6 protein-coding genes and 2 pseudogenes are annotated in these 13,929 nt (G+C 72.4%); 2 read left to right on the top strand and 6 right to left on the bottom strand.

Annotated features, from left to right (window positions below; all coding sequences use genetic code 11):
* Window position 1: 1 nt before the first annotated feature.
* On the bottom strand, window positions 2–910 hold the full coding sequence (locus ACFWPS_RS29025; RefSeq protein WP_383709840.1) for a polyketide synthase dehydratase domain-containing protein: 909 nt from the start codon (window positions 908–910) through the stop codon (window positions 2–4).
* Window positions 911–912: 2 nt separating this feature from the next.
* The gene (locus tag ACFWPS_RS29020; protein WP_383709837.1) at window positions 913–7,956 is read right to left on the bottom strand and encodes an amino acid adenylation domain-containing protein; all 7,044 of its coding nucleotides are present in this window, start codon (window positions 7,954–7,956) and stop codon (window positions 913–915) included.
* A 323-nt stretch (window positions 7,957–8,279) separates the two neighbouring features.
* Here ACFWPS_RS29020 and ACFWPS_RS29015 point away from each other — a divergent pair, with 323 nt between their 5' ends.
* The gene (locus ACFWPS_RS29015) at window positions 8,280–8,645 is read left to right on the top strand and encodes a VOC family protein (protein ID WP_383709834.1); all 366 of its coding nucleotides are present in this window, start codon (window positions 8,280–8,282) and stop codon (window positions 8,643–8,645) included.
* Between the two features lie 519 nt (window positions 8,646–9,164).
* Here the strand turns inward: ACFWPS_RS29015 and ACFWPS_RS29010 are convergent.
* Window positions 9,165–9,511: pseudogene (locus tag ACFWPS_RS29010) on the bottom strand (IS3 family transposase); the annotation flags it as partial.
* A 79-nt stretch (window positions 9,512–9,590) separates the two neighbouring features.
* Here ACFWPS_RS29010 and ACFWPS_RS29005 point away from each other — a divergent pair.
* Window positions 9,591–10,478: pseudogene (locus ACFWPS_RS29005) on the top strand (MFS transporter); the annotation flags it as partial.
* A gap of 55 nt (window positions 10,479–10,533) precedes the next feature.
* Here ACFWPS_RS29005 and ACFWPS_RS29000 read toward each other — a convergent pair.
* The 3 genes from ACFWPS_RS29000 to ACFWPS_RS28990 form a co-directional block, all read right to left on the bottom strand.
* Window positions 10,534–12,501 (bottom strand): helix-turn-helix domain-containing protein, encoded by a 1,968-nt coding sequence (locus ACFWPS_RS29000; protein ID WP_383709831.1) that lies wholly within the window; start codon window positions 12,499–12,501, stop codon window positions 10,534–10,536.
* 81 nt (window positions 12,502–12,582) lie between these two features.
* On the bottom strand, window positions 12,583–13,389 hold the full coding sequence (locus ACFWPS_RS28995; RefSeq protein ID WP_383709828.1) for a 3-hydroxybutyrate dehydrogenase: 807 nt from the start codon (window positions 13,387–13,389) through the stop codon (window positions 12,583–12,585).
* A gap of 54 nt (window positions 13,390–13,443) precedes the next feature.
* Window positions 13,444–13,923, bottom strand: a complete 480-nt coding sequence (locus ACFWPS_RS28990; RefSeq protein WP_383709825.1) for an NUDIX domain-containing protein — start codon at window positions 13,921–13,923, stop codon at window positions 13,444–13,446.
* Window positions 13,924–13,929 lie beyond the last annotated feature (6 nt).

Here is a 13,929-nt window from a genome sequence, read left to right as displayed (position 1 = left end):
GCTACCCGACCGATCGGGACCCGGACCTGCGCACCACGGTCTCCTCCAGAAGCCGGTCGATCAGACCGGCTTCACGGATGCGCTTGCAGGTGAGCCGGTCGAACCGCGCGGCGGGGCGGCGCTTCTCGTCGTAGAGCAGCAGGTCCGAGTCGAACAGTTCGCCGGACGGCGTCAACGCCTCCCGTCGCGGCACGTGGACCGTGAAGGGGCCCGGCAGGGGGCGCGGGGCGCGAAACCGCTCGATGAACATCGGGATGAAGGGCTCGGCGATCGAGGTGCGCGTCTGCGCGTAGGCCACGATGGTCGCCGCGTCGAGCTTGGCAGGGTGCATCTGGAACCACCCCTCGCTGTACGGATCGGGCTCGGCCAGGGCGAGTTCCGCCAGCAGTTCCCCCTGTCCGGTGGTGAGCGTGCCGGTGCAGGTCATCGCGGGGCCGTGCCGGATGTCGCGGGCCCGGGTGTGGGCGTACATCTCGGCCATCGCGCCGACGCGTGGCGCGCCGTGCCCGCCGGTCGCGCACACCGCCTCGGGACACGGCGGGAACTCCTCCCCGCCCGGCTGCGGCATCAGGTGCAGCTCGGCGCGGAAGTTCTCCCGCCACGGCCCGAAGGGCTCCGGTCCGTCCAGCCAGCGGCTCTCCCCCACGACCTGCGCCGAGCCGAACCTGAGCCTGATTTCGCGGTCGAAGCCTTCGGCCGTGGCGATCGCCTCCGCGAAGACGATGTTGCGCAGCTCGGCCGAGGCAGGGGAGACGCCTCGTGCACGCAGGACCCGCAGCACCATGTCGAGGAAGGTGACGCCCGGCAGGACCGAGACGCCGTGCACCCTGTGGTCGCGGGGGATGAAGTCGGTGTCCCGCAGTACGAGGCGGCACTGCTCGGGGAGTCCGGCCGCCGGGGGGCCCGCCACGGTCACCACTCCTCTTCCGCGCCGGGGCCGCGCAGCACCACGTGGGCGTACGATCCGGCGGCGCCGACAGCGTTGACGAGCGCGCGCCGGACGGCCCCCGGGTCACCGCCCCTCGCCCGCCAGTTGGTGAGCCGGTCAGCGATCCGCAGCGGCAGCCCGTCCCAGTCGACGAGGGGGGTGCGGTGCCCGGCGACGAGGGTGGGCGCGATCGACCGATGGCGCAACTGGAGGAGCACCTTGATGAGTTGGGAGAGGCCGGACGCCCCTTCCAGATGGCCGATGTTGGGTTTGACGGTGCCGATGAGGAGCGGGGACGAGGCGAACACGTCGGCCAGTGCCTCCAGTTCGGCCACGTCGGCGAGGGCGGCACCGGCGGCCGCGCACTCGACGTAACCGATGTCCGCGGGCGTGGCCCCGGCGCGGTCGAGCACGGTACGCAGGGACGCCGCGAGGGCGTTCGGCGCGGGGCTGCCGTAGCGGCCGCGGCCGCCGTAGTGCCCGACCCAGGTCGCCTCCAGGACGCCGTGCACGACGTCCCCCGCTCGCCGGGCCGGTTCGGCCGGGCGCAGCAGAACGGCCGCGACGCCCTCCCCGGGGCACCAACCGCTGCTGTCCGCGGCGTACGCGCGCACGGGGGCGGCGGAGTCGGTGAGCAGGCCGGCCGCGGACAGCGCGGCCAGGTGGTACGGGTGCAGGATCAGATTGGCGGCCCCGACCACGGCGGCGTCGCACTCGCCGCGCCGCAGGCTCTCCGCCGCGAGGTGGAGCGCCGTGAGGGAGGAGGAGCAGGAGGTGTCGACGGCGAGGCTCGGTCCTTCGAACCCGAAGAAGTGCGAGATCCTGGCGGGCAGGTCGGAGGCGAGCGCGGAGCTGAGGGCCGGTGCCCCGCCGGCCCACGCGTCCGCGCCCACGAGCTGCTGGTCGTGCCACATCGTGGCCGTGAACACGCCGACGCGCGGAGCTTCCCCGGCCAGCGAGGCGGGGGTGTGGCCGCTGTCCTCCAGGCAGTTCCAGACGGTCTCCAGCAACAGGCGTGCCTGAGGGTCAAGGGTCGCGGCCTCGGCAGGTGAGAGGCGGAACCGACGGGCGTCGAACCGGTCGGGCCGGTGGAGGAAACCCCCCGAGGTCACGCCCGGTCGGCCGGGTGCCGCGGCCGCCAGTGCCTCCCTACGGTCCTCGGGTACAAGCCCGGTGGCGCAGTGCCCCGAGCTGAGCCGGCGCCAGTAGGCAGCGGTGCTCTCCGCTCCGGGGAACCTCCCCGCCATTCCGGAGACGACGACCTGCGCGGTGTCGTCCTGGCGCCGTCCGACCGGGGCCGGGGCCGGGCCGAGCGCGGAGACCCGCTTCCCCGTCGGCGCGACAGCCGCTTCGTCCGTCCACCCGGCGGTGAAGGGGGCCCGGTCGGCTCGCTCGTGCGCGACAGGTCCTCCCATCAACGCGTGCAGGAACACATGGCCGTCGTCCAGGGCGAACTGGTCCCTGACGGTGTCGAACGTCATCGTGCCGACGGGGCAGAGCCCGACCCGGCAGCCGGCCTGTCCCGTCATGAGGAGCTGTCCGATGTAACCGGCCTCCAGCAGCAGGAAGTTCTCGGCGGCCTCCCCGTACAGCGGGGTGATGCCCTTCGTCTGGCCGATGAGATAGATCCCGAATCCGGAGCGGTCGAAAACCGGCCGGTTGTAGGGGAAGTGGACGTTCCTGGTGATCCGGGGGGCTGAGTTCACCAGGTGCAGCCGGCGGTCCACGGGGTGGTGGTAGTAGATCCCCTCGGGTATTCCCTCGACGCCCCGCTCACGGACGTGGAGGTAGGTCTGGACTGCGTAGGTGTCCCCGGCGGAGGCGTGCAGTCGCCGGTGCGCACCGTTCCCCCCGGAGTCGCTCAGCAGGGCCAGCAGCCGGGCCAGGGACTCGGAGGGCAACGGCTCGTCGAGGAAGTCCCGCCTGCTGCCCCGCCACGCGTACCAGACGGGGTCCATGTCGTGTCTCGGCAGTTCGACAGCCGGCTCCCGCACGTCGGCCGGGCGCAGGTTCCACCTGGCGGCCTTGAACGCGTCCCGCTCCTCGGGCGAGAACAGATCGACCTGCTCCGGTGCGTGTCCGGGTCCCGGCGCCGCGACCCGCGTACCGGTCACCGGGCCGGTTGCGGGTGCCCTTGCGGTGTCCGGTCCCGTATCCGTAGCCGTCTTGGCAGGGCCCGCCCGTCCGATGCGCCGGCCGACCACACGGGCGATCCCGCCCACCGTCAGGTCGGCCACCAAGGCCGCCACGGGAACCCGCTGTCCGTACCGGCGCAGCAGCCGGGCGGAGACCTGCACCAGGGTGAAGGAGGTGACCCCTTGGTCCCAGAGGTCCGCGGCGGTGTCGATCGCCGGCACACCGAGGATCTCCGCGAAGACCGCGGCGATCTCCTCCACCAACGGCAGTTCCTCGGGCTGATCCTCCTCGGGCTCCGGCGGTTCGGTCGTCCGCTCCGGAACCGGCAGGGGCAGGGCCGAGCGGTCGAGCTTCCCGTGCGCGGTGGCGGGGAAGGACGGCACGAACACCACGAAGTTGGGCACCATGTAGGACGGCAGCGCCTTCGCGGCACGCTCGCGCAGCGCGCCCTCGTCGCCGCTCCCCTCCTCGGCGGGGATGACGTGCGCCACCAGGAGTTGGTCCCCCTCCTGTTCGCGCACCGACACCACCACGTCCCGAACCGAGCCGTCCGTGCGCAGTACGTGTTCGACCTCGGCGAGTTCCACTCGCTGACCCCGGATCTTGACCCGGCCGTCGGTCCTCCCCCGGATGTGCAGGCAGCCGTCCGCGTCCCACAGGGCCCGGTCCCCGGTACGGAACATCCGGGCGCCGGGTTCGTCGGTGTACGGATCGGGCGGGAAGGAGGCCATGGTGAGTTCGGGGTCTCCCGCGTAGCCGAGTGCCAGACAGCGGCCGGCGGTGTACAGGTCCCCCTCGGTCCCCGGCGGGCACGGTCGCAGCCGGGAGTCGAGGACGTAGTGACGGCAGCGGTCGACGGGACGTCCGTAGGGAATGGCACGCCATTCGGGGTCGATGTCCCGCACGTGGAAGACGTTGGACCACACAGTGGTCTCGGTCGGTCCGCCCAGCGCGATCGTCCGCACGCCGGGGAAGGCGGCCGCCAGGCGCCCTGGCAGCGACAGCGGGACGAAGTCACCGCTCAGCAGCGCCAGCCTCAGCCGCCCGCCGTCGGCGTCCGGGAGGAACGGGGTGAGCTGGTGCAGTGTGGTGGGGGCGGAGTTCCAGATCGTCACCGGTTCGTTCAGCAGCACGTCGGCGAGCAGTTGGGGGTCGCGCTGTTCCTCCTCGTCGGCCAGGTAGATCGAGGCACCATGCCCGAGGAGCCCGAACAGGTCGAACACTGACAGATCGAAGCCGAACGAGGTGAGTGCCAGCCCCGTGTCGTGCGGTACGAGGTCGAAGTCCCGGGCGCAGAAGGCGATCAGGTTGTGCACCGAACGGTGGGCGACCGCCACCCCCTTGGGCGTCCCTGTGCTGCCCGAGGTGAACAGGACGTACGCCGTGTCGTCCGCGCAGGCCACCGGCGCGGGATTCTCGCCGGCCTGGGGATGAGCCTCGGCGTCGGGCCCCGGGTCGACGACGACGCGGCGGACGGGGTGCGCCACGGGCGGGTCCAGCGGAACGGTTCCCGGCGCGGTCAGCAGGGTGCGTACGCCTGCCGCACGGAGCATCGCCGACACCCGGGCGGCGGGCAGCGCGGTGTCGACGGGCAGGTAGGCCGCGCCCGCCTTCAACACGCCGTACAGCGCGGCCACGAGGGCCGGACCGCGGGCCATGCGGACGGCGACCACGTCACCCGCCTCGACCCCTTCCGCGCGCAGCCGCCATGCCACGGTGTTGGCGCGGCGGTTCAGCTCCCCGTAACCGACCGTGCTCCCCGAACGGCCCCGCACGGCCACCGCCGCGGGCGAGACCCGCGCCCAGTGTTCGAACGGCAGCTGTATCGGTCCTTCGAGGGCAGGGGCGGGGGAAGCCTCGGTGACGTTCCAGCCGTACAGGACGGCCTCGCGCTCCGCACCCGTGGCCACCACGACCGCCTCGTCCGCGATCGCCCGCTCCTCCTCGGCTGCCTCGGCCGACCAGGCGCGCACGCCCGCCTCGAAGAGGGCGAACAGCTTCTCGTCGAGCCCGCCCCCGAGCACGCCGGGTGCCAGGTCCCAGGCGTAGGAGAGGGTGTCGGCCTCGGCCACGCAGACGACGTCGAGATCGCAACCGGGCGTACTGGTCAGCCACTTGCCCTGGGTTACCCCTTGCGGCAGCGGATGGCGGGTCAGGTCCACGAGTGCCGTCAGCACCACCGGATAGGAGAGGGCGACCGAACGGTCCCGCAACGCCCTGCGGCTCAGCTCCGCGAGCCCGGAGGCGCACCGGTGCGCCAGGTCGGCGGTGATCTGCAGACGGGCTGACCGGGCTGCCTCTTGGAGCGGTGTTCCCCGAGGCGGGGCGGGGAGCCAGTCGAGGAAGGACTCCTCCGCGGGACGGTGGCGTTCCGATTGTTCCGGCCACAGGACGACCGACAGCGCGTACGGGTCCGTGATCTCCTCCGAGAGCGCGGCGGTGAGAGCGGCGAACAAGATGTCGTCGACCGCCACGCCGCGCACGGCGGCGCGCCTGGCAAGCTCCCGGTATCCGGTGAACGTGCCGGTCAGCCGGCGCCGGCCGCCGCCGCGTCCGACGACGTCCGCGCGCGGCAGCACAGGACCCGGTGGCATGGCCGCCAGCCGTTCACGCCAGTGCGCGGCCGCTCTGCCGCGTCGGCCACCGGGTACGTACCGGTCCGTGTCCGCTGGGGCGGTGGCGAGTTCGGGCCCGGCCGGACCGTTCTCATCTGCGTACAGCCGCCACAGTTCGCGAAAGAGGAGGTGGATGGAGCGGCCGTCACCGACGAGCAGGTCCATCGCGCAGTGCGCGGTGTGTCTCCCCGCGTGGTCGCGGGTCACCCGTACGTCGACGAGCGGCCAGCGGTCGAGAGGGAAAGGGCGGGAGGTCATCTCGGTGCGGATACGGGCGAGGTCCCCCTCGTTCGCGTCGGCATCGGCGCCGAGGTCGATGAAGGGGATGTGCACAGTGCCCGTTCCCCGGGGGCGGACGCGCAGTCGCGCCCCGTCCGTCTGCGTCCGCAGAGCGTCGTGGCGCTCGACGAGCCGTCGCAGGGCTCCATGGAGTCGTACGAGGTCGAGCGCCTCGACCTCGTACGACTGGTAGCACTGACAGCCTTCGGCCTCCGCCGCGGCTTCCGTGACCGTCCGGCCGACCATGTACGCCTGTTGGAGATCGCGCGGCGGCAGCTCGATCCACCGGCCGCTGCCTTCCGTGCCCTCCCGCTTGTCCGTCGCGGCCGGGCCGAGCGCGGACAGGGCCGTACGGAACGCCGCGAACGCGGTGTCGGCGGTCCCGGTGGCGAACCGCGTATCGTCCACGTCCCAGCGGAAGCGCAGACCGCCGTCCTGCACCCACATCTGATGGTCGAGGGCGACCCCGCTGGTCTGACTGACCCCGTAGACCGTGTCGGCGCCAAAGCCGCCCGCCACACCCTCCCCCGGCCCGACATCGATCAGGCTGGTGAACACGACGGGCAGGGCGGCGGGTTGGCGTCCGCTGGCAGCGCGTACGGCCCGCGCCGCCTCCACACCGGACACACCGCCGTGTCGCAGCTGTTCGCCCAGCAGGCGGTTGGCCGTGCGCGCGGCCTCGGCCGGCGAGGGCTGATCCATGTAGGTGACTTCATGAACGAGCGTCGAGGTGAAGGGCCCGACCAGTTCGTCTGCGGCACGCGGCAGCCGCGGCCGGTCACTACTCGTGAGCAGAAGGGTGAAGGGGGCCTTGGCCCCGGCCCTGACCAGCGACTCGGTGAAGCAAGTGAGCACCAGGGCCGTGGGCGACACGTCCCACTCGTCAGCCAGCCGCGTCAGTCTCCGCCACGCTGCCGCGTCCAGCGCGCCGTCGAGAGGACGGCGCATCCGCGGGACCTGCTCCTGGGCGTCCCCGGGGCCCGAAGCGTGGGCCGCCGGCTCCAGAACGATGTCAGGAGGGCCAGAGGCCACTTCCCCCAGCCGCACCCAGTAGTCCAGGTCCTCCGCATGCCGTGGCCCTGTCCGTTCGGCGAGGAGCGATCGGACACAGGAGGCGACCGTCACGGCGTCGTCCGCCCGCTCGTCCCTGCCGTCGACCACCCCTCGGCCTTCGTACTCCGCCTTCCATTGCTGAAGGACGAGGGCGAATCCGTGCGCGTCGGTGACCACGGTGTCCAGGCTGAGGTGGATGATGCCGACTCCGCCGGGCAGCAGGGACGCCTCGACGGCGAACAGCGGCCAGGCATCGGGCCGATAGCAGCGGTGCGACAACCGCTCCCGTATGTCCGTGACGGACCGGACGCCCGTCGCCTCGTCGAGCTCCGTGAGGTCATGGACCGGGAGCTGCCAGGGCGGCGGATCGGCCAGTGTGCGCTGCGTGCCGTCCTGTCCGACGAGGGTACGCAGCATGTCGTGGCGCCGCACCACCGCCAGCCATGCCTTCTCCAGCCTGGCGGGGTCCAGCCAGGCGACCCGGAACTCGCGGTAGAGGTGGCAGCCGGCGGGATCGGCCGCGCCTTCCTGCTTGGCCACGACATAGGCCTCTTGCAGGAATGTCAGGCTGAAGTCGGCCTCGTCATCGCCGAGTTGAGGCGCCGATTGAGGCTCTCGGGCACCCTCACGACTCTCTGCCCGACCGACCAGCTCCTGAAGGTTCTTCAGGTCCGCGTCGGCCAGCGCCGCGATGTCGAGGTCGTTGACGCCGAACGCGCGCCGCATCCCCAGCAGCAGGCGGGTGAGAGCCAGAGACGAGAGCCCCCAGGCCCGCAAGCTGCCCTCGGGCAGTTCGGGCGCCTGGTCCGGGCGTACCTCGGCCAGCAGGCGCCTCAGTTCCGGGGCGATCTGCCGACTGTCGGTCCTCGGCGGGCCCCCCGCATCTGGCGCGCCCGAGCCCTGGCCGGCCTGCGAGGTCTCCTCGTCCCAACTGTCGGACTCCACTGTCTCTCCCCACGTCGCGAAACGGACGGGACGTGCCGCGCCCGGTCTCCGGCCCCGCCCACCGGCCGGGCCTGGACTGCCCTCGACAGGGATGGCTGGTCAGCCCCCAGTACGCCACCGCGCACGGCGGATCACCGCCCACTTTTGAGCAGCGCCGGCAGAGCCGGGCGGTCCACGGTGAATCGTTTGCTCGAACAACGGCGCACAGGTGCGTGAATACTCCAGGTATCCCTACGACAGCCGCGATCAGCCCCTAAACTCGTGGCCTTCGGCGCCGGGCCGATCATTGTCGGACCGCCGCGAACCCAACTGAAGGAGCGTGTATGTCTGTCGCGGAATTCATCGGGATCAACCTCGACTGTCCGAACCCGCCGGCCCTCGCCGAGTTCTACGCCACGCTCACCGGCGGCAAGGTCACGTACAGCGCGCCGGAGGGAGCCGCCATGTCCGTGGAGGGCGGGCCCACCATGCTGTTCCAGCGCAAGGAGAACCACACCCCGGCGTCATGGCCCGACGGAGAGACCCCGAAACAGTTCCACCTGGACTTCTACGTGGACGACCTGGACACGGGCGAGGCCTCGGCAGTCGAAGCGGGCGCGACAAAGGTCTCGTTCCAGCCGGGTGACGGCAAGTGGCGCGTCCTGGCCGACCCGGCGGGGCACCTGTTCTGCATCTGCCCTCGTAGCTGAGAGCCGGCCCCGGCGAAGCCGACGCGGCTGAGAGGCGTCGAGCACCTGGCCGAAGGCGCAGTCCACCATCACCGAGCACACTCCGGGGCTGCGCCTGCGTCGGTGCGGTTGTCCGTCCTGGCGGGCGCCGGACGGAGCAGGTCGTCGGTGAGCGCGTGCGTGTCCACGCCCGCGTAGCGGACGATGGGATCCGTCTCAGAGACGTGGAGCCGGTCGGCCAGGCCGCGGGTAGCGGCCCGGATGACGAGGGAGGAGCCGGCCGCCGTGTTGCCCAGTGCACCGCCGCACGTTGGAGGTTGCGTGCGTGTACGGCGTCTGGCGACGTACACGGAACCACGTGGCTGACCTGGGCTGAGCTGGCCGACGTCGGCTGGCAGGAGACAGACGCCTCCGACACACGAAGCCGCACCGCGGCCGTGGGCGTCGGCAGTCCGGGGTCGGGCCTGGAGCGTCATGCGCACACTCAGCGAAGTCCGTGGCGCGGAGAACGTACGACTCGAGGTCACGCAACAGCACCTGGCGGTGTGCGTCGATGAACGCTACGAGCACTTCGACAGCCGGTCGAGCCCGGCCGCGAAGAAAGCCGGGGCCGCCTTGAGGATCTCGTTCGCCCGTCGCAGTTCGGCGTTCTCGGCCCGCAGCCGCTTGATCTCCGCCTCCTCTTGCGACGTGACTCCGGGCCGCCGGCCGACGTCGGCCCCGGTCCTGCGGCCCCAGGTCCGCATCGTCGCGGCGGCACCGATCCCCGACTTGGCCGCGACCGCCTTCATGGCGGCCCACTCCGTCGGGCGGTTCGGGCGGATCTCCGCAACCATGCGCACGGCGCGCTCGCGAAGCTCGGGAGGTAGGGGGACGGCACGTGCCATGACTCGATCCTCGCAGGGAATCGAGCCTCCATCAGCCCCGGAGCGGTTCACGGTTCAGCTCCGGGTGAGCCATCCGACCAACACCGCACCCGTCCTGCTGACGCTCCTGCGGCTGGTCCAGGGGTTCGCGCTGGGCGGTGATTGGGGCGGAGCCGTCCTGCTCGTCTCGGAGCACGGGGACGCGCACCGGCGCGGCTTCTGGGCGTCGTGGCCGTAGACCGGGGCCCCGGCCGGCCAGTTGCTGGCGACCGGCGTGCTGTCGCTGCTCACCTCCGTGCTGCCGGACGACGCCTTCGTGAGCTGGGGCTGGCGGATCCCGTTCCTGCTCTCCGGTGTCCTGGTCGCCGTCGGTCTGTGGATCCGGCTCTCCGTCGACGAATCACCCGTGTTCCGCGAGGCGTTGCCACGGTCCGAGGCACGGCGGAGTGCCGGGAGGGCCGAACAGCCGCCGCCCGTCGCCGTGTTGCGGCACCACTGGCGTGACGTGCTCGTCGCGATGGGCGCGCGGATGGCGGAGAACATCAGCTACTACGTCATCACGGCCTTCGTCCTCGTCTACGCCACCACCTCCGCCGGCGTCTCCGAACAGACCGCCCTGAACGCCGTCCTCATCGGCTCCGCCGTGCACTTCGCCGTCACCCCGGCGTGGGACGCGCTCTCGGACCGGGTCGGGCGGCGGCCCGTCTACCTGCTGGGCGCGGCCGGGATCGGGCTGTGGATGTTCCCGTTCTTCGCCCTCGCCGACACCGGCCGATTCGGGTACCTGGTGCTGGCGGTGACCGTCGGACTGGTGCTGCACGGCGCCAGGTACGCGCCCCAGGCCGCTTTCTTCGCCGAGATGTTCGCGACCCGGATGCGCTACTCCGGCGCCTCCGTCGGCGCCCAGAAGGAGACCCGGCGGCGCGACCTGGCCGACGACGGCACCGCGAGCGTCACGCCACGCGCCGAGGACGTGCCCGCCCGCTGAGCCCGCGCCGCTGGTCCCCCGGCCCTCGGCCGCCGCTGGTCTCTCGGCCCCGGGATCAGCGACGCTCCGGCGGCGCTCCCAACCGCTGCAGGCGCAGGGCCAGTTGGATCTCCAGGACGCGGGCGGGCTGCTGCCAGTCGTCGCCGAGGAGGCGGGCCACCCGCTCCAGCCGCTGGGCCACCGTGTTCACGTGGACGTGGAGTTCGTCCTTGGTACGGGCCGGACTCATCCCGCAGGCGAAGTACGCGTCGAGGGTGCGCAGCAGTTCCGTGCCGCGCCGCGTGTCGTAGGCGACGACCGGGCCGATGGTGCGCGTGACGAATGCGGTGACGTCCCGTTCACCGGCGAGAAGCAGGCCGAGGAAGCCGAAGTCCTCGGCGGCGGCGCCGTCCCCGCCCCGGCCGAGGAGGTTCAGCGCGTCGAGGCAGCGGCGGCCCTCGGCGTAGGCGGCGGCCACCGTGTCGGGGCGGGTGGCGAGGTCGGCGACGGGGGCGGAGGCGCCGACGGTCACCGGCCGGTGGACGGCGGTGCCGAGCTGCCGGGCGATGCGGCGGGCCAGGTCGGTGGCGGTCTCGCCGGGGTCGAGGGGCAGCAGCAGGACGGTGCCGCCGTCGCGGGCGGCGGCCAGTCCGCGCCGGGCGGTGGCGAGGTGGGAGGCGGCCGACCACAGCCTGCGGCGGGCTGCGGCCGCCTCCTCGGCGTCCGCAGCCGGGCCTTCCAGGCGGGCGGCGAGCACGACGTGGGTGGCGTCGAGGTCGGCGTGCAACCGGGCGGCGCGGTCACGCAGTTGGCGCGGCTCCCGGTCGCGGGCGTCGAGGAGGTCGTCCAGCAGCTCGCCACGCACCCGCTGTTCGGCCTCGGCGGCGGAGCGGCGGGCCAGCAGGAGCAGTGAGGTGACCATCGCGGCACGCTCCAGGGTGCGCTGGTCGACGGGGTCGAGGCCGGGACGGCCGCGCAGCACAAGGGCGCCGAGGAGCTCGCCGCCCGCGGCGACCGCGGCGATCCAGTCGTCGCCGTGCCGTACCGCGTGCCCCTCCGTGCGCGACGTCTCCAGCGACCGGGCGTCGGCCGTGTCGGTGAACTCTACGGTGCCGCCCAGGACCTGGGAGACGGCGGCGGCCACGTCACGGACCTGACCGCCGCGCAGGACGAGCTCGGCGAGCCGGTCGTGGACGTCCGAGGCGCGCTCGATGACCGCGCTGCGGTCCTTGATGATCTCGTTGGCCCGCTCCAGGCCTGCCATGGCCGAACGGGTCTCGGTGAGCAGGTTCGCCGTGTCGATGGCGGCCGCGGCGAGCGCGGCGAAGGAGCCGAGCAGGGCGATCTGCTCCCGCTCGAAGACGCGAGCCCGCCGGTCCGCCGCGAACAGCACCCCGATGACATGCGGTCCCAGCATGAGCGGCACGCCGAGGATGGCGACCAGGCCCTCGTCTCGCACCCCCGCGTCGATGGTAGGCGTGTGCTGGAAGCGGTCGTCCTTGAAGTAGTCGTCGGTGACGTACGGCCGCGCGGTCTGCGCGACGAGCCCGCCGAGCCCCTCCCCCATACCGAGCCGCAGCTGCTGGAAGCGGGCCGCGACCGAACCCTCGGTGACCCGCATGTAGGTGTCGCCGCGCGCCGGGTCGTTCAGGCTCAGATAGGCGACGTCCGTGCCGAGCAGGGAGCGGGCGCGCTGGACGATCGCCTGGAGCACGGCGTCCACGTCCCGCAGTCCCGCCAGGTCGTGCGCGGTCTCGAACAGGGCGGACAGCTCGGCCTCGCGCCGGCGTCTGCCCTCCAGCTCGCTGCGGACCCGCAGCGCGAGCAGCTTCGCCCGCTCCAGGGCGGCGATCCGCTCCGGCGGCCGGTTCTCGGCGCGGGCGAGCAGCACCGGCTGCTCGTACGCCTCCGCCGAGGCGCCCCTGGCCAGCAGTTCGAGGTACGCCGGGTCGGCGCCCCCGGGCACTTCGGCGCCCAGGTCGAGGGCACCGGCCGCCGGGGCCGGGGCCGGCCGCCTGGCGGACTGCACGTGATTGCGAGACATGGTCACAGGATTCCGCATCGCCGCTCCGGCCCGTCGGGCCTGTGGAAAACTCGCGGGCCGGCGGGTGTCCGGCCCGTTCCGTCAGTGGGCCGTCCAGCCGCCGTCGAGCACCAGCGAGGTACCCGTGACGAAGGACGCCTGGGGGGCGCAGAGATAGGCCACGGCCTCGGCGACCTCCTCGGGTTCGACGAGCCGCTTGACGGCACTGTCGGTCAGGAGCACCTCGGTCAGCACCCGGTCCTCGGGAATGCCGTGCGCCCGGGCCTGGTCGGCGAGCTGCTTCTCGACCAGTGGGGTGCGCACATAGCCGGGGTTCACACAGTTCGAGGTCACCCCATGGGGCGCTCCCTCCAGAGCGGCCGTCTTCGACAGACCCTCCAGACCGTGTTTGGCGGCCACATAGGCGGACTTGTAGGCGGAGGCGCGCAGCCCGTGGACGGAGGACACGTTCAGGATCCGCCCCCAGCCCTGCGCGTACATGTGCGGCAGCGCACCCCGGATCAGCCGGAACGGCGCCTCCAACATGACGGTCAGCACGGTGTGGAAGACGTCCGGCGGGAACTCCTCGATGGGTCGCACCAGTTGGAGACCCGCGTTGTTGACGAGGACGTCGGTGCCGGCGGCGGCGCGCTCGGCCGCGTCCAGGTCGGTGAGATCGAGGACGTACGGCTCGACGGCGCCGACGCCCGCCGGGCCCAGAGCCCGCCCGGCGGAGTCCACGAGCTCGGCCAGCCCCGTCGCGTCCCGGTCGACGGCTCTGACCCGGGCGCCGGCCGCCGCGAGACGCAGGGTACAGGCGCGGCCGATGCCCCCGGCGGCGCCGGTGACCAGGGCGGTGCGGCCGTGCAGGTCGAGGGCGGACGCGGTGCGGGTGCTGGGCGAGCTCATGGGTCGACCCTAGGGGGCGCCCACCCGCTCCCACATAGCGTCAGCACACATACTTCAGCTGAAAGCCGTAGCGTCGAACCATGTGGGTGCATCCGACAGGGCCTGCTTGATCCGGAACACACCGAAGTCGTTCAGCTCCGGCAGGGCGTCCACGGCGAACCAGGCCACTTCCAGGGACTCGTCGTCGTTCACGCGGGCCTCGCCGCCGACGGCCCGGCAGCGGAAGGTGATGTCCATGTACTGGCAGACATCGCCGTTCGGGTAGGTGACGGGCTCCAGCGCCTGGACGAGGACCACCCGCTCGGCGACACAGCGCACCGCCGTCTCCTCGAAGACCTCCCGCACGGCGCAGGCCGCGGGCTGCTCCCCCGGCTCCGGAATGCCGCCGATGACCGACCACTTGCGGGTGTCGGTGCGGCGGCCCAGGAGCACTCTGTCCTCGTCGTCGAAGACGATGGCGGTGATCCCGGGCAGCCAGAGCAGCTGATGGCCCGCGGAGGCACGGATCGTGCGGATGAAGTCAGGAGTAGCCATGAGGCG

Origin of the sequence: Streptomyces sp. NPDC058457, from assembly GCF_042720695.1 — a bacterium.
GTDB lineage: Bacteria > Actinomycetota > Actinomycetes > Streptomycetales > Streptomycetaceae > Streptomyces.
The sequence above is the reverse complement of the archived record's forward strand: the minus strand, read 5'-3'. Positions and strand labels throughout refer to the sequence as shown.